Source organism: Actinoplanes sp. NPDC048796, assembly GCF_040650035.1.
Taxonomy (GTDB): domain Bacteria; phylum Actinomycetota; class Actinomycetes; order Mycobacteriales; family Micromonosporaceae; genus Actinoplanes.
Window position 1 is genome coordinate 126,810 of sequence record NZ_JBEZGO010000014.1, and the last position, 18,491, is coordinate 145,300.

The window sequence follows — 18,491 nt, forward strand, 5'->3', positions numbered from 1 at the left end:
TCTTGAGTTCCGCTTCCTTCTGGGCCTCTACCTGATCGTGAGAAAGGCCCAGCTTGTGAAGCTGTTCCGCGAAGAACGTCTCTGCCGCTTCGCTGAGGAGCGCGGAGCGGGCCTCGTTTGAGCGGCGCTGGTCGTCAACGGGCCCGGGGGAGGATTCGCTGGCGGAGCTGTTCGGCTCTGGCATGCTGGGCATGCGTACGGGACTCCTGAGTTCGGATCTTCGGGATGGGCGGGGACTGGCCGCGCCAGGAAAGGGCGTGTTCGAGTAGGGGGAGGGCTCGCAGCACCTGACCGGATCTGATCAGGGCGTCCCAGAGGGGTTCGAACTTCTTCCAGCCGCCGGCGTAGGCCAGGTGGCGCAGGCGGGAGCGGGGTGGCTTTCCGGCGGCGCCGCGCCAGATCGAGCGCCAGCGGTAGAAGTCGCGGTAGGCGCGCCAGTAACCCTCCTCGAGCTGGGTGGCGGTCATGCCCCGGGGCTCGTAGACCACGTGCCGGGTGTCGTAGCGGTCCCAGTCGCGGTGCAGCAGGCGGGGCTCCATGCGCTTGTACAGGGCCGTGCCCGGATACGGCGTCATGATGTGGAACGTCGCGGTCTCCAGGCCGTGGTCGACGCCCCACGCCACCGTGCGGTCGAAGACGTCGGGGGTGTCGTCGTCCATGCCGAAGACGAAGCTGGCGTTGATCATGACGCCGCTGTCGTGGAGGCGGCGGACGACGGCGCTGTAGTCGCGGCCCACGTTCTGGCGTTTGCGCTGGGCGGGCAGGTTCGCCGCGTTGATGGTCTCCAGGCCGACGAACATGCTGCGCAGGCCGGCGTCGGCCGCCTTTTCGAGCAGGCCGGGGGCGAGTACGGCGTCGACCGTGCTCGCCGCCTGCCACACGCGGCCCATGCCGCGCATGCCGTCGAACAGGGCCGTGGCGAACCGCTTGTTGCCGAACAGGTGGTCGTCGAGGAAGTACAGGTGCTTGCCGGGCAGGCGGTCGATCTCGGCCAGCGCGTCGTCGACCAGCTGCGTGTAGAACGACTTGCCGCCGGTGAAGAACGCGTCCTTGTAGCAGAAGTCGCAGTGGTGCGGGCAGCCCCGGGTCACCACGATCGAGTTCGGTACGAGGTAGCGGTGCCGCTGGATCAGGTCCCGGCGGATCGGCGGGAGGCCCACGAGCGTACGGCGGGAAGAGGTGTATCTGCTCGCGAAAGCCCCCCGGCGGAAGTCGGCCAGGAACTCCGGCCACGTGTCCTCGCCCGGGCCGAGGTGAGGTAGACCTGGATGACCACGAGGTCGGGGGTGTCGTCGTCCACGTCGAGCGTGGACACGTGTTCGTCGAGGATGCGCACTTCGTCGTCGGGGGAGAGGTAGGCCGCGAGCGTGGCCAGCCCGAGCGGCGGGAAGAGCGAATACTTGATCGGGCGGAACAGCGGGCTGGTGGCCTCGGTCAACGCGGGCAGGATCATCGTGACGCGCATGCCGGGAACGCTAGGGATCGGGCGCGGAGGTCGGGTGGCCGATCTGTGAAGGTCTAGCGCATTCACATGTGTTGATGCAAGGTGAGGGAATGGAGGGCATCTTCCGGCGCAAGCCCGTCGAGGACATGGACGACGAGCGCGGCACCGACCTGCAGCGCTCGCTCGGGTTGTGGCAGCTCACCGCCATCGGGGTGGGTGGCATCATCGGCGCCGGCATCTTCGCGCTGGCCGGGGCCGTGGCGCACGAGACGGCCGGCCCGGCGGTCCTGATCTCGTTCCTCATCGCGGGCATCGCCTCGGCGGCGGCCGCCCTGTCGTACGCCGAATTCGCCGGGATGATCCCGAAAGCCGGCTCCGCGTACACGTACGGCTATGTCGTCCTGGGTGAGATCGTCGGCTGGTTCATCGGATGGGATCTGCTGCTCGAGTACACGGCGATCGTGGCCGTGGTGGCCATCGGCATCTCCGGCTACTTCTCGTTCCTGGTCGGCGAGCTCGGCCTCGACCTGCCGGCCTGGATGCTCGGCGCCCCGGGCAGCGGCGACGGGCACGTGGTGGACCTCTTCGCGATGATTCTGTGCCTCCTGATCGCGTACCTCCTCAATCAGGGCATCCGGGCGGCGGCCCGGGCCGAGACGGTGGTCGTGGGCATCAAGATCTTCGTGGTCCTGCTGGTGGTGGTCGTCGGGTTCTTCCACATCAACACCGGCAACTACTCGCCGTTCTTCCCGTTCGGCTGGAGCGGCGCGGTCACCGGCGCCGCCACCGTCTTCTTCGCGGTGTTCGGGTACGACGCGATGAGCACCGCGGCCGAGGAGAGCAAGGACGCGCGGCGCCACCTGCCCCGCGCGATCATCTACTCGCTGGCCATCTCCATGGTGCTGTACGTGCTGGCCACCCTCGTGCTCACCGGCATGCAGAACTATCGGGACATCGACCCCGAGAGCGGCTTCTCGTCGGCGTTCGCCGCGGTCGGCCTCTCCGGGCTGGCCGACGTGATCGCGGTCGGCGCCATCATCGGCATCCTCACCGTCATGTTCACCTTCATGCTCGGCGTGACCCGCGTGTGGTACTCGATGAGCCGCGACGGCCTGCTGCCGGCCTGGTTCGCCGGCCTGCATCCGCGCCGGCGCGTGCCGACCCGGGTGACCTGGATCGCCGGCGCCGCCTCGGCGATCATCGCGGGCTTCCTGCCGATCCGGGAGGCGGCCGAGCTCACCAACATCGGCATCCTGCTGGCCTTCGTGGTGGTCTGCGTGGCGATCATCGTGCTCCGCTACCGGCGTCCCGATCTGCCGCGATCGTTCAAGGTGCCGGGCATGCCGGTCGTCCCGGCGGTCGGCGTGCTCTTCTCGATCTGGCTCATCACGTTCCTCGACCCGGTCACCTGGCTCCGGTTCGTGATCTGGTTCCTGCTCGGCGCGGCCGTGTACTTCTTCTACAGCCGCCACCATTCGAAGTTGAACGATACTTAGCCGCGTGACCGACATCGTCAGCTTCGGGCCGGACAAGCCGCCCCGGCGTTTTCCCGTGGCGGTCGCGGTCGTCGGCGTACTCGCGCTGGCCGTCGCCTTCCTGTTCCTCAACCGCGACGGAGGCGAGCAGCCGGCTCCGGTCACCCTCACCCCTTCTTCCTGTACGGGGGTACCGGCCCGCGGCGCGCCCGCCGCGCTCACCGGCGCCTCGCCGGTCGCCATCGTGATCGACGGCGCCTGCGCCGCGGGCACCGGTCTCGAACGCCGCGACACCACGGCCGCCGGCGGCCCGTGGACGGTCCTGGTCCGGCGCGCGGGCGGCTCGCTCGGCCACGACGGCGCGGTGGTCACCTATCCCGTTTCCGGGGCGGCCTCCACCCGCCAGATGGTCGTCAAGGCGCTCGGCGCTGCGCACGTCCGGGTCCGCGGGGACCTGCCCGCGGCCGATCTGCGGGCGATCGCGGACCGGGTCCGGCTCTCCGGCGGGCGGCCGGTCGTCAGCCCGCCGCCGGGACTGTCCGTCGTCGCCTCCGGCACCTACCGCCCGGCGTCGATCCACGAGGTCCGGTACGGCTCGGCCGACCTGGGCGAGCGGGAGGCCCTGGGCGGCGGCCTGACCTTCACCGGGGTGGCCGCGGCCGGCGGGTACGAGGACCATCTCTACGCCACCGGTGACCTCACCTCGGTCTTCGGCGGCAACGCGGCGATCGCCTGGGAGCCGAAACCCGGCCTGATCGCCTTCATCGGCTACAGCGGCTCGGAGCGCACCGAGGCCGCCGACCAGGCGCTGCGACGGCTGGCCGCCCGGGCTCGGGCGATCAACGGCGACGGATGGCGGGCGATGACCCCGGTCGTCGCCCCGCAGAGCAACGACATTCCATGATCGTTGATACGCTGCCCGCGTTTCCGGCTGGGCGTTTCGGTGGGGAGTGTCATGAGCGACGGCGTGACGGGTGTCAACAGCGTCTCCCGTGAGGTGGTCGAGAAGATCGCGGCGGCCGCGGCCCGCGAGGTGCCCGGCGTGGCCGACCTCGGCGGCGACGTGGCCCGCTTCTTCGACCGGGTGCTCGACCGGATCGGCCTGGACGAGGTCGGCGACGCCACCCGCGGCGTGCACGCGTCGGTCAAGGGTGCGACCGTCGAGGTCACCGTCGTGCTGGTGATCGCGGCCGGCGCCGTCGTGGCCGACGTCATCAAGGCCGTGCAGGCGGCGGTGTCGACGGCGGTCTCCGGCTTCGGCCTGACCGTGACCGGTGTGAACGTCAAGGTCGACGACATCGCGATGCCGGCCCAGCCGGGTTTGTGAGCCATCGGGAAACCGATCGCACGCATTCCTTGGACTATTGGCCGCTCGATGGGTGCCCGGCCTAGCGTTGAGGCATGTCGAAGATCTTGTTCATCATGACCGGCGCCGACGCGTGGACGCTCAAGGACGGCTCGAAGCACCCGACCGGCTTCTGGGCCGAGGAGGCCGCGGTTCCCTACCAGGAGTTCAAGAAGGCGGGTCACGAGATCGTCGTCGCGACGCCGGGCGGTGTGGTGTCGCCGGTCGACCAGGGCAGCCTGGCCGGGGACGCCGCGAAGTTCCGCGAGGTGCTCGACGCCGCCGACGAGTTCAAGCACCCGATCGCGCTGGCCGACGTGAACCTGGCCGACTACGCGGCGGTCTACGTGCCCGGCGGCCACGGACCCATGGAGGACCTGGCCGTCGACGCCCGCTCCGGTGAGCTGCTGGCCGAGGCGCTGCGCGCCGGCACCCCGCTCGGCGTGGTCTGCCACGGCCCGGCCGCGCTGCTGGCCGCCGTCGACAGCGACGGCCGCAACGCGTTCGCCGGTTACCGGGTGACCGCCTTCACCAACGCCGAGGAGACCCAGGCCGGCAACGCCGACAAGGCGATCTGGCTGCTCGAGGACCGTCTCAACTCCGCCGGCGTCAAGGTCGAGGCCGGCGCGCCCTGGTCCTCGCACGTCGAGGTCGACCGCAACCTGGTCACCGGCCAGAACCCGCAGTCGTCCGAAGCCGTGGCCGAGGCCCTGCTCCAGCAGCTCTAGATCGGGGCGGCCGAGCGGTCGATCAGCACCGGGCAGTGCGCGTGGTGCAGCAACTGCAGGCCGGTGGACCCGAGCAGGGCCCCGCTGACGTTGCTGTGCCCGTGGCTGCCGACCACGACGAGCTGCGCCCTGGCCGAAGCGGCGACGAGGGCGGCGGCCGGGCTGTCGTGCGACAGCACGGTCGTGACCGGCACCCCCGGGTACTTCTCGATCCAGGGGGCGAGCTGCGCGGCGAGCTGTTCGCGCTCGGCGTCGTCGTCCTCGGGCAGGGGTACGGCGGTGGCCGGCACCCCCAGCCACAACGGCACCGCCGGGCGGACGGCGCGGACCACGGTCAGCCCCGTCCCCCGGGCCGCGGCCGCCTCGAAGGCGGTGGGCAGCATCGCGTCGGAGTCGTCGAGGCCGGTCACCACCGGGCCGGCGGGGGCGTCACGGCCCCGGACCACGACCACCGGGCACGGCGCCTGAAGGGCCATCTTGCGCCCGACCGAGCCGAGCAGCATCCCGGCGAAGCCGCCGTGGCCGCGGCTGCCGACCACCAGGAGCGCGGCTCCCGCGGAAGCTTCCCGGAGCCGGGGTACGGCGTACCCCGCAAGAACCTCGGTTTCGATCGTGATGCCCGGCTCGACGGCGCGGGCCCGGGCGTGTGCGGCGGCCACTGTCGTCTCGGCGAGGTTGCGCGCCACGTTCAGGTACTCGTCGCCGATCTCGTGCAGATCCCAGTCGTAGGCGAGCACGATCCGCAACGTCGTGCCCCGCCGCCGGGCCTCGCCCGCCGCCCACTCGACCGCCGCGGTGCCGCAGGCGGTGCCGTCCGTGCCGACGACCACTGCCGGATTCCTCATGGCCGTTCTCCCTTCCGTCCCCTTGATCGTCGGCCGTGCGGCCGGCGGGCGGCAGGGGCGATCTGCCCCGAGAGGGCGGGACCAAGGACCCTGTCGGCGTACGCCGTCCGCGACCAGGCTGGAGGGCGGAGGTGTTCGACGATGGTGGTCGCGGTGCTGGTCATCCTGCTGGCCCTGATGATCGGCGTGATGGTGTCCTGGTTCCGGGTCCTGCCCTCGGCGCCGCCGCTGCCTTCCGCGCCGTTCGCGTCCCCGGCCTCGGGCCCGGCCCCGGCCCTGGCCTCGCCCTCGCGCTCGCCCGAGAGCCTTGAGGGCGCCCTGGCCGCCCAGTTGGCGTCCGGCGCGATCACCCGGCCGCAATATCTGCGGGCCATGGGGTGGCTGGCGCTCCGCGAGCAGGAGCGCCACCCCATGGAACCAGGGCCGATCTGATGGATCACGCGGGGCTGCGGCATGGTCCAGGCGGCGCCTGACGGCGGCTGCGGAACACCCCCGTACGACCCCGGTATTCGGCCGCCTCGAGGCCGACGCCAGCCATCCCCCTGACCTCGCCTCCGACCCAGGCGATCCGCCAGATGGGCCTTAGCGGACGGCCGCGGCCAGCCGCTCGACGCCGTTCGGGTCGGCCGTGGACGGCTGGAAGACCAGCTCGTCGGCGCCCAGATCGGCGAAGGCCCGGACGGCGGCGCGGGCGGCCTGGGCGCCGGCGGCGATGCTGCCGACGACGATGTCGCGGTATGTGGCGGGCGCCGTGCCGTAGTAGTCGGCCACGCCGGCCCGGCCCTGCTCGAGGTCGTCGAAGGCGAAGTAGTTGATGGCGATCAGCCGCGGCGATCCGTCACGGCCCGCCTTCGGCCAGGCCTTGCGCGCGGCGTCGAAGTTACCGGCCAGCGTGGCGAACCCGGCGCGGTCGGCCCGGGCCGCGTACGCCGGGATGACGGCGGCGCCGATGTCGCGGACGTGATGGGGAAGTCCGATTCGATCTTCATATCGTCGAAGACGCGGCGGGCCCGGCCGGGTTCAGGTGTCGTGATCCGCCCCACCCGCGCCGCACATTTGCCGAACATTTACCGACGCGCCGCCGGTTCTGCGGCATCATCGCCGGGTGACGAACGGCGGCGCTCTGAAAGAGCTGGACGAAACAGATCATGCGCTGCTCGAGGCCGTGCAGCGCGACGGCCGCGCAACCCTCAGTGACCTGGCCGGCGAGATCCGGCTCAGCGTCTCGGCGACCCGCGCGCGCCTGCGCGCCCTGGAGGACCAGCGGATCATCACGGCGTACGCGGCCCACGTCGACCCCGAGGCGGTCGGCTACCCGCTGCGCGCGGTGGTGCGGATGAGGATGGACGGCCCCTTGTTCGACACCCGGATCGCGACGGTTCTCGAGCGCCACCCCCAGATCGTGCGCTGCCTGCGGGTGACCGGCGAGTCCTGCTACATGATGGAGATCGTCGCCACCGGCCTGCGCGACCTGGAGGAGATCACCGACGACCTGGCCCAGATCGGTCCCATCACCACCGACCTGGTCTACGAGGTGATCGCCGACAAGCCCACTCCCGTGCCCTGAAGGGCTTGATTCAAGGGGCGATGTGACCTTGAGTGGTCACTGTGGAACTGACGTTGGTCGATCGAAGTGTGCGGCGGGGGCGGGTGGCGGCGTCGCTGGCCTTCCTCGGCTTCGGGACGGCGCTCGGAGTGTGGACGGCGCGCATTCCGGCGGTCAAGAGCAACCTCGGCCTCGGGGACGGGCGGCTCGGCGTGGCGCTGCTGGCGTTCGCCGCCGGCTGCATCGCGGGGATGGTGGTGATCGGGCGGCTCAGTGACCGGTTCGGCAGCGGCCGGGTGCTCGTACCGGCGATGGTCCTCGAGGGTGTTCTGCTCGTGCCGCCCGGGTTCGCCGGTGGGCTGACCGCCTTGTGTGCGGCGCTGTTCCTGTTCGGCGCGACGCACGGCACGCTCAACATCGCCATGAACGCCCACGCGATCGAGGTCCAGCGCGCGGCCGGCCGCCCCATCATGTCGTCGTTCCACGCCGTGTACAGCGTCGGCGGTTTCCTCGGCGCGATGATCGGCAGCCTGTTCGCCCGGTCCGGGGCCGGTGTGGGTCTCACCCTTCTGGCCGTCGGGGCTGGCGTTGTCGCGCTGGCCGTCTGGTCGGCGTCCTGGTTGCTCCCTTCGCGGCCCGCTTTCTCCGCCGCGCCGGCGTCCGTCTCCGCGCCGAACTCTTCCTCCTCACCGGCAGCTTCCTCCTCATCGGCAGCTTCCGCCGAGCCGGCGGCCGTCTCTCCACCGGCGTCTTTCTCTCCGCCGGCGTCTTCTTCTCCGCCAGGGCCTTCCTCCTCGGCGCGGGCTGGTGGGCGGCGGTCGCTGCGGCTGATGTTTCTCGGTGTTCTCGTGCTGTGCACGCTCGTCGGTGAGGGCGCGGCCGCCGACTGGAGCGCCGTCTACCTGCGGGACAATCTCGGAACCAGTGCGGGCGTCGCGGCGTACGGCTATGCCGCCTTCGCCGTCATGATGACCGCCGGCCGGGTCTTCGGTGACCGGCTGACCCGTACGCTCGGACCGGTTCTTCTCGTCCGCGTCAGCGGACTGCTCGCCGCCGTGGGCCTCGGCGTCGCCCTGCTGGTGAATCAGCCGCTCGCCGGCGTGGTGGGTTTCGGGCTGCTCGGCGCGGGCCTGTCCTGCATCGCGCCGCAGGTGTTCACCGCCGCCGGCGACCAGGATCCCGAGCGCGCCGGCCGGGCGCTGTCGACAGTGGTCAGCATCGGCTACCTGGGTTTCCTGCTCGGCCCGGTCCTGATCGGCGCCGCCGCCACCGTGGTCACCCTGCCCGTCGCGCTCGGAATCCCCGTGCTGCTGGCCGTTTTCGTGGCCGCGAGCGCCCCGGCCCTGCGCCCGCGCGATCAGCCGTAGAAATCGGCCACCGCGTGGAAGGCGGCCTTCGGCTCCCACGGCAGGTCCGGGTACGTCTCGCCCGCGCGGTCCTCGTAGACCTTCACGACGCCGTAGCTGGCCAGGTCGAGGTCGTCGCGCGGGTCGCCGTCCGGCCGGTGCACGTGGTCGCCGAGCGCGAAGATGAAGACGAAAGCGCTGTCCACGCCCTCGGCGTCGAAGACTTCGAGGGTTTCCCGCAGGTAGCCGGCCTGGCCCTCCTCGTCCCGCTCGTGGTCGCCGGTCAGCCGGGCCGGGCCGCCGTCCGGGTCGTACTCGACGATGTCGAGCGCTTCGGCTCCGACGTCGCCCGCACCCCGGAAGGTCGCCGAGCCGAACTCGGTGATCGCCACCGGCTTGCCCTGGGCGACCAGGGTCCGTACCCCCTCGGCGAACTGGTCCGCCACCCGCGCCGAGCGGTACAGATCCACGGCCACGAAGTCGAACGGCGTCCAGTCCACGCGCTCCAGCGGCACCGACGCGTACGTGAGCGGCCCGCGGAAATGCTCGCGCACCGCCGGCGCGGCCCGCCCGAGGAAGTCGTTGAGCCGTACGCTCAGACCGTCGATCGTTTCCCGTACGCCGTCCGGCCGGCGCAGCGACGCGACCCGTTCCCGGACGTCACCGCCCGGCAGGAACCCCGGGTTCATCAGGCTCAGCTCCGCCCCGGCGACGAAGACGACATCGCCGTGCAGTCCCGCCGCCCGTCGCGCGCAGTCGGCGAACAGCGCCAGCATCGCCCTCTCGCTCAGTTCCAGAGGGTACGGCGAGAACCACACCTCCAGCCCTTCGCGCAGCGCGATCGCCGCCGCCGCCTCGATCCGCTCCGGGTCGCCGCCGGTGATCCGAACCGCCGTGCAGTGCAGATCGGCCCTGATGATGCTGAGTTCCCGCGCCACCTGGCGCAGATCGAAGACCGGCCGCGAGGTACGCCCGTCCCGCACGAATCCGGTGTCGTAGGTGATACCGCGACCGCGCATCAGCGTCCTCCTCGTTAGGTACGTTCAGTACCCTATTTTGACGGCGGGGCGGGGGCAACCCGATGCTGGAGGCATGACGAAACGGCCCGCACCGCCCGCGACCCGGCGTCGCGGCGCCGAGCTGGAGGACGCCCTGCTGCGCGCGGCGGCCGACGAACTCGTCGAGTCGGGCTACGCCGGGCTCACGATGGACCGGGTGGCCCGGCGCGCCGGCACCAACAAGAACACCCTCTACCGCCGGTGGCCCGACCGGCTGGCGCTCGGTATCGCGGCGTACCGCCTGCTGGCCCGGTCTTTTCAGCCGCCCGACACGGGCGCGCTCCGCGAGGACGCGCTCGAGACGTTGCGGCTGGCCAACCGGCACTGGAGCTCGCCGCTCGGCGCGATCCTGCGCGAACTGATGGCCGCCGCCGGTTCCGCCCAGGAGCTGTTGGCCCAGCTGCCGGACCGCTCAGCCGACCCCACCGCCGCCACGTGGCTGCTCATCCTCGGCCGCGCGGTGGCCCGGGGCGAGGCCCGCCCCGAAGCGCTCCACCCGCGCGTCGCCACGGTCGCGATCGATCTGCTGCGCAACGAGTTCGTCACGCGCGGCGTCCCCACCGCGCCCGACGAGGTGCTGCGCGAGATCGTCGACGAGGTCTATCTGCCCCTCGTCCGGTCCCGAGGCGCTGTCCTCACGGAACGGCCTTGAGGACGGCCCGGGCGGCGTCGCCGTCGCCCAGCTGGTCGAAGACGTCGCCGGCGACGCGGCAGCCGATGAGCAGGCTGGAGGTGGCGGCGGGGGAGGGGGCGTTGAGGACGTGCACCGCGCGTTCGGTCCGCTGGATGACGAAGTCGTCGACCAGGGCGCCGTCACGGGTCACGGCCTGGGCCCGGACGCCGCTGCCGTGCCGGCGCATGTCACGGCCGTGGACGCTGGGCGCCATCTTGCGCACCTCGCGCACGAACAGCGGCCAGACGAGCGACCGGCTGATCTCGGTGACGCCGTACCGCCAGAAGCGTCTGGCCAGCCCGCGCAGCGCCGGGTCGGCGAGCAGCTCGCGCACCATCCTGGGGTCGACGGTGCGCCACCGGTAGCCGTGGCGGGAGAGGGCGGGCACCGCGTTGGGCCCGATGTGCACGGTGCCGTCCAGCATCGGCGTGATGTGCACACCGAGGAAGGGCAGATCGGGGTCCGGCACCGGGTAGACCGGGTTCGTGACGAGCCCGCGCAGACCCGGCCGCAGCTCGGCGTACTCACCGCGGAACGGCATGATCCGCACCGGCGGTTTCTCGCCGAGCGCCTCGGCGACCTTGTCGCTGTGCAGGCCGGCGCAGTTGACGACCACGCGGGCGCTCACCTCGCCGTTGACGACCGTGCGGTCGCCGCGGACTTCGAAGACGCTTGCGGGTGTACGCAGGCGCAGGCCGGCGCCGAGCCCGGTCAGTTCCGTGGCGAGCGTGCGGGCGACGGCCCCGAAGTCGGTCATCGCGGTCTCGGCCACCCAGAGCCCGCCCACGCCCGCGATGTTCGGTTCCCGCTCGTTGATGGCCCGCCGGTCGAGGCGCTCGACGGTCACGCCGTTGGCCCGCCCGCGCTCGGCCAGCATGTCGAGCTGCGGCAGCTGGCGTTCGGTGGTGGCCACGACGATCTTGCCGGTGCGCTTGACCGCGACGCCGTTCGCCTCGCAGTAGCTGATCATCGCCTCGCCGCCGGCCCGGGCCAGCCGCGCCTTGAGCCCGCCGGGCTTGTAGTAGAGGCCGGAATGGATGACGTTGCTGTTGTGGCCGGACTGGTGGGCGCCCCAGCGGTCCTCGGCCTCCAGGACCGTGACGCTGAGATCCGGCCGCTCGCGCAGCAGGGCCCGGGCCGTGGCGAGGCCGAGCAGCCCGCCCCCGATGATGGCGACGTCAACATTCACGCTGCGAATGTATACAGTCGCAGCCCCTGTAGTAAATGCACGCTACGATGCCGCGGTGAGTGCCGACCAGATCGCCGAGCGGCTGCGCTCCGCCCTGCGGCGCGGCGAGTTCCTGCCCGGCACGCGCCTCGTCCAGGAGAAGATCGCCGCCGACCTCGCCGTGAGCCGCATCCCGCTGCGCGAGGCGCTGCACATGCTCGCCGCCGAGGGGCTGCTGGTGAACCAGCCCCACCGCGGCATGGTGGTCGCCGAGCTCAGCCCCGACGAGGTGGACGAGCTGTTCGACCTGCGCCTGCAGTTGGAGCCCGCTCTCGCCGAGGAAATCGTGCGGGGCTGCCGCCCGCGCGACGTCGACGCCCTGCACCGCCTGGCCGAGCAGATCCACGACAAGGGCGGCGACGCGGCCGCGCGCGCGGCCCTCAACTACCAGTTCCACTCGCGTGTCTACCGGCTGTCCGAGCGGCCGCTGACCATCCGCTTCATCGACCAGTTGCTGCAGCTCGTCGAGCCGTACAGCCGCCAGTGGGTCCGCTCCGGCCACGACCTGCAGCGCATCGACCGCGAGCACCGGCAGATGGTCGAGGCCCTGCGCGGCGGCGACGCGACGGCGCTCGCCCGGGTGATCGTCGACCACATCGTGGGAGCGCGCGACCACGTACTGGCTGCTCTGGTGAGAGTGACGGGGTAGCATCGCGGCGTGAACAAGTACTGGCACGTCGTCTCCCCGCCGGTCCGCCCCTAACCGGGCGCACCCGCTGACGATCCGCTCCACGGCCCCCGTCGGTCCTGGTTCTTGTTCCCTGCGCCCGTATCGAATCCAGCCCGTACCCGGAATTCGACACGGAAGTTCACGATCTTGTCTGTCACCACGCGTCCCGCTGACCCCGCCCACCACGTCAACCCGCTGGCCGGTCCGGTCCCGGTCCTCGCCGCCGCCACGCTCTGGGGCACCACCGGCACCGCGGCGTCGTTCGCCCCGTCCGCCGCCCCCGCGGCCGCCATCGGCGCCGCCGGCCTTCTCCTCGGCGGCCTGCTCCTGTTCCTGCGCTCCCGCGCCTTCGCCCGGGTGCTTCCCCGGCGCGAGTGGCCGCTGATCCTGCTGGGTGCGGTCACGGTGGCCGGCTATCCGCTCAGCTTCTACCCGGCCGTGGCCCGGTCCGGCGTGGCCGTGGCCACCGTCATCACGCTCGGCAGCGCCCCCGTGTTCGCCGGCCTGCTCTCCTGGCTCATCCAGGGCCGGCGCCCGGCCCGCCGCTGGACGACCGGCACCGTGGCGGCGATCGCCGGCTGCGCCGTGCTCGTCCTGGGCCCCGAACTCGCCGGCGCCGGCGCCGGCGCCGGCGTGGACGTTCTCGGCGTGACGCTGGCCCTGACCGCCGGCCTGTCGTACGCCGCGTACACCATGGCCGGCGGCAACCTCATCGCCCGCGGCCACCCGTCGGGAACCGTGATGGGCACGATGTTCGGCCTGGCCGGCCTGCTCGTCCTGCCGGTGGTCCTCACCGGCGATCCGGGCTGGCTGCTCTCCGCCCGCGGGGCCACGGTCGCGGTGTACCTCGCGCTCGTCCCGACGTACGCGGCCTACCGCCTCTTCGGCTACGGCCTGCGGCACACCACCGCGACCACGGCCACAGTCCTGTCCCTGGCCGAAGCGGCCGTCGCGGCCCTGCTCGGCGTCGCCCTCCTCGGCGAGCGCCTGCCCGCCCTCTCCTGGGCGGGCCTGGCCGTCCTCACCGCCGGCCTGGCGTTCCTGACGCTACCCACCCGCCCACGCCGCTGATCCCGTCCCGGCGCCGGTCCCACGGCCGGCGCTGAGGATCGGTGCTGGTCTCAACGGCTGGCGCTGGTCTCAACGGCTCGTACTGGTCGCATGCCGGCGCCGGTGGATCCCGTCGCGGTGCGGGTCTTGTCGGTTCGCACCGGAGGCTCGTCCGGGGTCTTCGCCGGCGCCGCGTGCGCGGATCGGTCCCGTTCCGACGCGGTCTCCGCGCTGGGCGCCGCGCTCGATGTACGGCCGACAGCCTCGACGACGCCCGGGGCGACATCGAGGGCGGCGACGGCGGCGGACGCACACCCCTCGTGCCGTGCCGCCCACAAGGGCGCCCAGGAGATCTAGCGGAGACTGCCTGTGCCGGGACGCAATGATCAGTCGGCGGTCCCTCGCGGAGACCTGTGGTCAGGTTGCCGGAGCCGGGTGGTTCGGAAGCGAGCCGCGGTGGGGCGACCCGGCGTGGGAGCTCTGGCGGATGCGGAGGTCGGCGGGAAAGACGCAGCGCCAATGGGGAGCGAGCTGACGGCCGATCATCGCGCGGGTTGCCGCGGCCGCCATCGCCTCGACCGGCTGGTGCACCGAGGACATCGGCGGGGTGGCGCACTCCGCTATGACGCTGTCGTCGAAGCCGACCACGGCCACGTCGTCGGGGATGCGCCGGCCCGCGTCGGCCAGGGCCTGCATGGCGCCGGTGGCCATCAGGTCGCAGCCGACGAAGATGGCGTCCAGGCCGGGCTCCTCGGCCAGCAGGCGTTGCGTCAGCGTGTAGCCGTCCTCGCGCCGGAACTTGCCGGTCGCTGAGATGTCGGGCAGGCCCAGCTCCAGCACGGCTCGGCGGTGGCCCTCGCGGCGGCCCTCAGCGCACGCGTTGCCGTCCTGCCCGTGCAGGGCCGCGATCCGGCGGCGGCCGCTCTCGTACAGGTGGATGACGGCGGCGCGGGCGCCTTCGGCGTTCTCCAGGCCGATGTACGGGACGCCGGGCGCCGACGGGCTCATCGCCACCACCCGGTCGCAGCGGGCGTAGAACTCACCGGCGATCCGCGGCGGCACGTTGATGAGCAGCACGCCGAGCGTGACCGTGTCGGCCATCCTCGACAGCAGGGCCCGGGCACCGGCCTCGTCGACCACGTGCACCCGCAGCTGCGCGTTCCCGCCGGCCAGCTCCTGCAGGATCCCGGCGGTGACCCGGCCGTAGTACGGGCTGGTCCCGAAGATCGACGGCTCGTCCACGACGACCAGCTCGATCACCTCGCCGTGCCCGGAGGCGAGGGCCCGCGCCACCGGATCGGGCCGGAACCCCAAGTCGGCGATGACCTGCCGGACGTGTTCACGCGTCCGGGGCGCGACACCCGGCGCATCGTTTATCACTCGCGAGACGGCCGCTTTCGACACACCGGCCCGCCGGGCGACATCGGCCAGCGTCGGCCTCCCCTGCGGCATCGGCCCACTATAGGCTCAGGCGCGCCGGAGGGTCGTCCCATTAATTCGGGGGTACGCCGGTACGTGTGCACACTGTTGAGCTGTTGCCCGACGCGGGGCTCGAGTCCGCCGTACGGGAAATGTGGTCCCGGCTCGTGGCCGCCGGGCTGCCGAGCCTGGCCACCCACGGGCACGCGACCAACCGGCCGCATCTGACCCTGGCCACGGCGGCCTCGGTCGAGGGGCTCGCGGTGGCGGGGCTGCCGGTGCCGGCCGAGCTGGGGGCCGTGCGGTTCCTCGGGCGGGCCGTGGTCTGGGAGGTCCGGCCCACGGCCGCGCTGCTCGAGGTGCAAGCTCGGGTCTGCGCGGCGCTGCCGGACCCGTGGCCGCCACCGGGGGAGTGGGTGCCGCATCTCAGCCTGGCGTTACGCGTGCGCCCCGCCCAGCACGAGGCCGTGCTGGCCGCGCTCGGTGACCCGCCCCGGGCCGGCGGGTGGTTCGTGGCGGCCCGGAGCTATGACACGGCCACCCGTACGGTCACCGGCCTCGCTTAGGCGGCAGCATGTCGTCCAGCGGCAAGGAGGCGGACAGCTGCTTGGTGGCGGCCGTGTCCGGCACGCCGGCCCAGCGCCGCAGCGTCGCGGTGGCCGCGGCGGCGTCCTCGGGCCTCAGCCGGGCGATGTTGGCGCCGTGGTTGGCGCCGGGAGCCACGTACAGGGCCGAGTCGCGGCGGCTCGGGGTGAAGCGTTCCGCTCCCCACGGGTCGTTCTCGCCGTAGACGAACAGCATGCGCTGCGCGCTCGTGCGTACCCACAGATCCACGTCGATCATCGGCAGCGGGTTGTGCGGGCGGCGCAGCTCCGGCGGCAGCGAGGAGTTCGCGGTGTACAGGCCCGGGTAGTTGCGCAGGCCGCGCAGGTGGTCGAAGCGCAGGCTCGGCCAGCCGAGCTGGCTGGCCGCCTGGTAGTAGTACGGGGAGTAGTACTCGAGGCTCTGGTCGGTGTAGAAGCTCCAGCCGGCCACGCCGTCGATCCAGTCGTACAGCTGCTCGTCCGTCGCGGTGCCGGCCGCCGGCACGGCCGCGCAGTCGGCCTCCGTGCTGTACTGCCAGAACGCCCACACCGAGTCCAGCACGGTCATCTCGAACGAGCGGTCGGCCGTGCCGATGGTCCGGGCGAACGTCCATCCGTTCTCGGCCGCGTCGGCCTGCAGCCGGGCCACCAGCCGGTCCCGCCGGCGCAGCGCCTCGGCCTGCACCTCGTCCAGGGCGGTGCGGCACGACGGCGTACCGACGGTGTCGAAGAACTTGTCGTACGCCGTGTCGGCGGGATTGACGACGTCGTTCGGGGCCACGTACGCGACGACGCCGTCGACGTCCCGCGGGTAGAACCGCCGGTGGTAGACCGACGTCATGCCGCCCTTGCTGCCGCCGGTCTGGATCCACTTGGTGGCGTAGACGCTCTTGAAGGCGGTCACGATGCGGTGCTCGTCGCTCGCCTCCTGCCAGATGGTCAGGTCGGACCAGTCGGCCGGGGCCGGCCGCGACGGCGTGAAGAAGCGGTGCTCGACCGAGATCTGGTTGGCGTTCAGCAGCGCCGTCGGCTCGGTCTGCGACGGCCGCGGCGTGGCGGCCAGCCCGTACCCGCTGGTGGAGAGCACCACCGGGCGGTCGGCCGAGCGGTGCAGCAGCGTGAGCCGCTGCTCGTAGCCGCCCTGCTTCGGGTGGCGGTGGTCGGCCGGCTGGCGGTACGTCAGCACGAAGAACCGGTAGCCCGTGCCCTGTGTCTGCGACACCACGGTCAGCCCGGGGATCGCCGTGAGCTGGTCGAGGAGGGGGTCGTCGGCCGCGCGGGCCACCCCGGCCGGGGCGAGAACGACGAGCAGGGACGCGAGGGCAGCGACTATGCGGAGTCTCACGCGACCGACCATATCGACGAACCGTAATATCGCAAAGAGTGTGGCGACAGGACTTCCGGCGGCGGTGGGCGGCCTTCGGGGCGAGCGAGTTCGGCAGCGCGTTCGGATATACGGCCCTGCCGGTCGTGGCGGTGCTGGTGCTGGGGGCGTCGGCCTTCCAGGTGTCGCTGCTGACCGTCCTGGCCGGTGTGGTCAGCGCCGTGGCGGCCCTGCCGCTGGGACCCTGGATCGAGCATCGGCGCAAGCTGCCGGTGATGGTCACGGCCGATCTGGTCCGGGTGGTGGCGGTCGGATCGGTGCCGGCGGCGGCCCTGTTCGGCGCGCTGACCTACTGGCACCTGTGCGTGGTGGCGGTGGTGCAGATGGTCGCCCGGCTGGCCTTCGACGCGGCCGGGGTGGCCCAGTTGCGGACCCTCGTGCCGGCCGAGCACCGGGCGGAGGCCAACGGCCGCTTCGAGACGACACTGTGGACGGCCAACGCGGCCGGCCCGGCGGCCGGCGGGGTGCTGATCTCGTGGCTGGGCGCCACGGCCACGATGGTGGTGGACGCGGTCAGTTTCCTCGTCTCGGCGGTGCTGCTGCGCGGGATGCGCGTGCCGGAGCCGCCACCGCCCGTACGGGAGAAGGGTTTCCCGGATCTGGCCGGCGGCTGGCGTCACATCTTCGGGCATCGCGGCCTGGCGGCGCTGTTCTGGAACTCGATGATCTTCGGCGGATGCGTGCTGGCCTCCGTACCCCTGCTGGCCGTTCTGGTCCTGCGGGACCTGGGGTTCCCGGCCTGGCAGTACGGGCTGATCGCCGGGGTGGCGAGCGTGGCCGGGGTCCTCGGGTCGCTGGTGGTGAAGCCGCTGCGGCGGCGGATCGGCGAGCACCGGGTGCTGCTGGCGGCCGGGGTCGGCCGCAACCTGTGGATGGGCCTGATGCCGCTGGCCACCGCGTCGCGGGCCGGGCTGCTCCTGGTGACGGCGTCGGAGACGTTGATGGTGTTCTTCGCGGGCATGTTCAGCCCGACCTTCGCGACCTACCGGATGAACGCCACCGGCGACGGCTACATGTCGCGGGTGGTGATGTCCTGGTCGGTGGCGAACAAGGTCGTGCAGCCGGTCGTGATCGCGGCGGCGGGTGCGCTGGCCGCGGCCACCTCGGTCAAGACGGCGCTGGCCGTACTCGCCACGATTCTGATCGGCGGTGTCGCCTTCCTGCCCTGGAAGAACTCCGGTTGATGGGTGGCAGTTTGCCGATGACGGTGTGGGGCCCACCGGAGGCAGGCCCGACGTCGGCTGACAGAGGGTCGCGGTCCGAGCGACAGCGCATCTTCCGACCGGCGCGCTCGCGTGCCGCTGTCCGCCCTCGGCCGACCCGCCGTCACGCCAGGAAACGACAGTGGCTGACCGACATCCTGCCATGCCGATGTGAGGGCGTTGGCCTGTCGCTGGAAGTGGCCATACCTCAACAACCGACACCGCTTTACGGCGGCGACAAATACGTTCAGCGCGCATCAGTTTTACGCAATTCCCGTCAGCCGCCTGCGGTGTGCCCGGGATGATCAGTCTTGGTGTTCTTTCTGCTGGTGCGGAGTGGGTTCCTGCATCGGCGTGGACCATGCCGCGAGTAGGCGCAGGGCGTCCGCTGAGGGGGTCGCGGGTTCGGCCGCGTTGATGTACAGGGTGAGGCCGGGGTCTCCCGGCAGGGCGAGGGTCTCGTAGACCAGTTCCATGTCACCGACGAGTTCGTG

The 18,491-nt window shown here is 71.9% G+C and carries 22 protein-coding genes; 13 read left to right on the forward strand and 9 right to left on the reverse strand.

Annotated features, from left to right (window positions below):
- Positions 1–134: 134 nt before the first annotated feature.
- On the reverse strand, positions 135–1,160 hold the full coding sequence (locus AB0C26_RS38315; RefSeq protein ID WP_360257910.1) for a radical SAM protein: 1,026 nt from the start codon (positions 1,158–1,160) through the stop codon (positions 135–137).
- The gene (locus AB0C26_RS38320; RefSeq protein WP_360257912.1) at positions 1,130–1,465 is read right to left on the reverse strand and encodes a hypothetical protein; all 336 of its coding nucleotides are present in this window, start codon (positions 1,463–1,465) and stop codon (positions 1,130–1,132) included. The genes AB0C26_RS38315 and AB0C26_RS38320 overlap by 31 nt, the downstream gene beginning before the upstream one ends.
- 89 nt (positions 1,466–1,554) lie before the next feature.
- On the opposite strand from AB0C26_RS38320, the gene AB0C26_RS38325 reads away from it, so the two are divergent.
- The 4 genes from AB0C26_RS38325 (at position 1,555) to AB0C26_RS38340 (ending at position 4,992) form a co-directional block, all read left to right on the forward strand.
- A complete protein-coding gene (locus AB0C26_RS38325) occupies positions 1,555–2,940 on the forward strand; it encodes an amino acid permease (RefSeq protein ID WP_360257914.1) in 1,386 nt (461 codons plus the stop codon).
- A gap of 4 nt (positions 2,941–2,944) precedes the next feature.
- Entirely contained in the window at positions 2,945–3,823 is an 879-nt protein-coding gene (locus AB0C26_RS38330; RefSeq protein WP_360257916.1) for a hypothetical protein, read from the forward strand.
- Between the two features lie 51 nt (positions 3,824–3,874).
- Positions 3,875–4,246: an Asp23/Gls24 family envelope stress response protein gene (locus AB0C26_RS38335; protein WP_360257919.1), complete on the forward strand. Its 372-nt coding sequence runs from the start codon at positions 3,875–3,877 to the stop codon at positions 4,244–4,246.
- 74 nt (positions 4,247–4,320) lie between these two features.
- Positions 4,321–4,992 (forward strand): type 1 glutamine amidotransferase domain-containing protein, encoded by a 672-nt coding sequence (locus AB0C26_RS38340; protein ID WP_360257921.1) that lies wholly within the window; start codon positions 4,321–4,323, stop codon positions 4,990–4,992.
- On the opposite strand, the gene AB0C26_RS38345 is transcribed toward AB0C26_RS38340, so the two are convergent.
- Positions 4,989–5,837 carry a universal stress protein gene (locus AB0C26_RS38345; RefSeq protein WP_360257924.1) on the reverse strand — a complete coding sequence of 283 codons (849 nt, stop codon included), beginning with the start codon at positions 5,835–5,837 and terminating at the stop codon, positions 4,989–4,991. The genes AB0C26_RS38340 and AB0C26_RS38345 overlap by 4 nt on opposite strands.
- A 141-nt stretch (positions 5,838–5,978) precedes the next feature.
- Between AB0C26_RS38345 and AB0C26_RS38350 the strand changes: the two genes are divergently transcribed.
- Positions 5,979–6,269 carry a hypothetical protein gene (locus AB0C26_RS38350; RefSeq protein WP_360257926.1) on the forward strand — a complete coding sequence of 97 codons (291 nt, stop codon included), beginning with the start codon at positions 5,979–5,981 and terminating at the stop codon, positions 6,267–6,269.
- A 150-nt stretch (positions 6,270–6,419) separates the two neighbouring features.
- Here AB0C26_RS38350 and AB0C26_RS38355 read toward each other — a convergent pair whose 3' ends face one another.
- The gene (locus AB0C26_RS38355) at positions 6,420–6,608 is read right to left on the reverse strand and encodes a hypothetical protein (protein WP_360257929.1); all 189 of its coding nucleotides are present in this window, start codon (positions 6,606–6,608) and stop codon (positions 6,420–6,422) included.
- Positions 6,609–6,651: 43 nt separating this feature from the next.
- On the opposite strand from AB0C26_RS38355, the gene AB0C26_RS38360 reads away from it, so the two are divergent.
- The 3 genes from AB0C26_RS38360 to AB0C26_RS38370 all read left to right on the forward strand — a co-directional run bounded on the left by AB0C26_RS38360 (position 6,652) and on the right by AB0C26_RS38370 (position 8,750).
- On the forward strand, positions 6,652–6,801 hold the full coding sequence (locus tag AB0C26_RS38360; protein WP_360257932.1) for a hypothetical protein: 150 nt from the start codon (positions 6,652–6,654) through the stop codon (positions 6,799–6,801).
- A gap of 141 nt (positions 6,802–6,942) precedes the next feature.
- Positions 6,943–7,404, forward strand: a complete 462-nt coding sequence (locus AB0C26_RS38365) for an Lrp/AsnC family transcriptional regulator (RefSeq protein WP_360257934.1) — start codon at positions 6,943–6,945, stop codon at positions 7,402–7,404.
- Positions 7,405–7,445: 41 nt separating this feature from the next.
- A complete protein-coding gene (locus AB0C26_RS38370) occupies positions 7,446–8,750 on the forward strand; it encodes an MFS transporter (protein ID WP_360257936.1) in 1,305 nt (434 codons plus the stop codon).
- Here AB0C26_RS38370 and AB0C26_RS38375 read toward each other — a convergent pair.
- Complete coding sequence (locus tag AB0C26_RS38375; protein WP_360257939.1) at positions 8,741–9,748, reverse strand: hypothetical protein; 1,008 nt, start codon at positions 9,746–9,748, stop codon at positions 8,741–8,743. The genes AB0C26_RS38370 and AB0C26_RS38375 overlap by 10 nt on opposite strands.
- A 73-nt stretch (positions 9,749–9,821) precedes the next feature.
- Between AB0C26_RS38375 and AB0C26_RS38380 the strand changes: the two genes are divergently transcribed.
- Positions 9,822–10,439, forward strand: a complete 618-nt coding sequence (locus AB0C26_RS38380; protein ID WP_360257941.1) for a TetR/AcrR family transcriptional regulator — start codon at positions 9,822–9,824, stop codon at positions 10,437–10,439.
- Here the strand turns inward: AB0C26_RS38380 and lhgO are convergent.
- Positions 10,423–11,649 carry an L-2-hydroxyglutarate oxidase gene (lhgO, locus tag AB0C26_RS38385; RefSeq protein WP_360257943.1) on the reverse strand — a complete coding sequence of 409 codons (1,227 nt, stop codon included), beginning with the start codon at positions 11,647–11,649 and terminating at the stop codon, positions 10,423–10,425. The two genes, AB0C26_RS38380 and lhgO, sit on opposite strands and share 17 nt — an antisense overlap.
- A gap of 55 nt (positions 11,650–11,704) precedes the next feature.
- Here lhgO and AB0C26_RS38390 point away from each other — a divergent pair, with 55 nt between their 5' ends.
- Both AB0C26_RS38390 and AB0C26_RS38395 read left to right on the forward strand, forming a co-directional pair.
- On the forward strand, positions 11,705–12,337 hold the full coding sequence (locus tag AB0C26_RS38390) for a GntR family transcriptional regulator (protein WP_360257945.1): 633 nt from the start codon (positions 11,705–11,707) through the stop codon (positions 12,335–12,337).
- Positions 12,338–12,505: 168 nt separating this feature from the next.
- Complete coding sequence (locus AB0C26_RS38395; protein ID WP_360257948.1) at positions 12,506–13,429, forward strand: EamA family transporter; 924 nt, start codon at positions 12,506–12,508, stop codon at positions 13,427–13,429.
- Between the two features lie 396 nt (positions 13,430–13,825).
- Here the strand turns inward: AB0C26_RS38395 and AB0C26_RS38400 are convergent, their stop codons facing one another.
- Complete coding sequence (locus AB0C26_RS38400; protein WP_360257951.1) at positions 13,826–14,860, reverse strand: LacI family DNA-binding transcriptional regulator; 1,035 nt, start codon at positions 14,858–14,860, stop codon at positions 13,826–13,828.
- Between the two features lie 65 nt (positions 14,861–14,925).
- Between AB0C26_RS38400 and AB0C26_RS38405 the strand changes: the two genes are divergently transcribed.
- On the forward strand, positions 14,926–15,393 hold the full coding sequence (locus AB0C26_RS38405) for a 2'-5' RNA ligase family protein (RefSeq protein WP_360257954.1): 468 nt from the start codon (positions 14,926–14,928) through the stop codon (positions 15,391–15,393).
- Here AB0C26_RS38405 and AB0C26_RS38410 read toward each other — a convergent pair.
- The gene (locus AB0C26_RS38410) at positions 15,377–16,756 is read right to left on the reverse strand and encodes a S28 family serine protease (protein ID WP_360257957.1); all 1,380 of its coding nucleotides are present in this window, start codon (positions 16,754–16,756) and stop codon (positions 15,377–15,379) included. The two genes, AB0C26_RS38405 and AB0C26_RS38410, sit on opposite strands and share 17 nt — an antisense overlap.
- A gap of 38 nt (positions 16,757–16,794) precedes the next feature.
- Between AB0C26_RS38410 and AB0C26_RS38415 the strand changes: the two genes are divergently transcribed.
- On the forward strand, positions 16,795–17,979 hold the full coding sequence (locus tag AB0C26_RS38415) for an MFS transporter (RefSeq protein WP_360257959.1): 1,185 nt from the start codon (positions 16,795–16,797) through the stop codon (positions 17,977–17,979).
- A 323-nt stretch (positions 17,980–18,302) separates the two neighbouring features.
- On the opposite strand, the gene AB0C26_RS38420 is transcribed toward AB0C26_RS38415, so the two are convergent.
- A complete protein-coding gene (locus AB0C26_RS38420; protein ID WP_360257962.1) occupies positions 18,303–18,473 on the reverse strand; it encodes a hypothetical protein in 171 nt (56 codons plus the stop codon).
- Between the last annotated feature and the right edge of the window lie 18 nt (positions 18,474–18,491).

Excerpts from the sequence above, each read along its gene's own strand:
- AB0C26_RS38320 (WP_360257912.1), bottom strand. The coding sequence starts at position 1,465 with ATGCGCGTCACGATGATCCTGCCCGCGTTGACCGAGGCCACCAGCCCG.
- AB0C26_RS38325 (WP_360257914.1), top strand. The coding sequence starts at position 1,555 with ATGGAGGGCATCTTCCGGCGCAAGCCCGTCGAGGACATGGACGACGAG.
- AB0C26_RS38335 (WP_360257919.1), top strand. The coding sequence starts at position 3,875 with ATGAGCGACGGCGTGACGGGTGTCAACAGCGTCTCCCGTGAGGTGGTC.
- AB0C26_RS38340 (WP_360257921.1), top strand. The coding sequence starts at position 4,321 with ATGTCGAAGATCTTGTTCATCATGACCGGCGCCGACGCGTGGACGCTC.
- AB0C26_RS38345 (WP_360257924.1), bottom strand. The coding sequence starts at position 5,837 with ATGAGGAATCCGGCAGTGGTCGTCGGCACGGACGGCACCGCCTGCGGC.
- AB0C26_RS38350 (WP_360257926.1), top strand. The coding sequence starts at position 5,979 with ATGGTGGTCGCGGTGCTGGTCATCCTGCTGGCCCTGATGATCGGCGTG.
- AB0C26_RS38360 (WP_360257932.1), top strand. The coding sequence starts at position 6,652 with ATGGCGATCAGCCGCGGCGATCCGTCACGGCCCGCCTTCGGCCAGGCC.
- AB0C26_RS38375 (WP_360257939.1), bottom strand. The coding sequence starts at position 9,748 with ATGCGCGGTCGCGGTATCACCTACGACACCGGATTCGTGCGGGACGGG.
- AB0C26_RS38380 (WP_360257941.1), top strand. The coding sequence starts at position 9,822 with ATGACGAAACGGCCCGCACCGCCCGCGACCCGGCGTCGCGGCGCCGAG.
- AB0C26_RS38400 (WP_360257951.1), bottom strand. The coding sequence starts at position 14,860 with ATGCCGCAGGGGAGGCCGACGCTGGCCGATGTCGCCCGGCGGGCCGGT.
- AB0C26_RS38420 (WP_360257962.1), bottom strand. The coding sequence starts at position 18,473 with ATGGAACTGGTCTACGAGACCCTCGCCCTGCCGGGAGACCCCGGCCTC.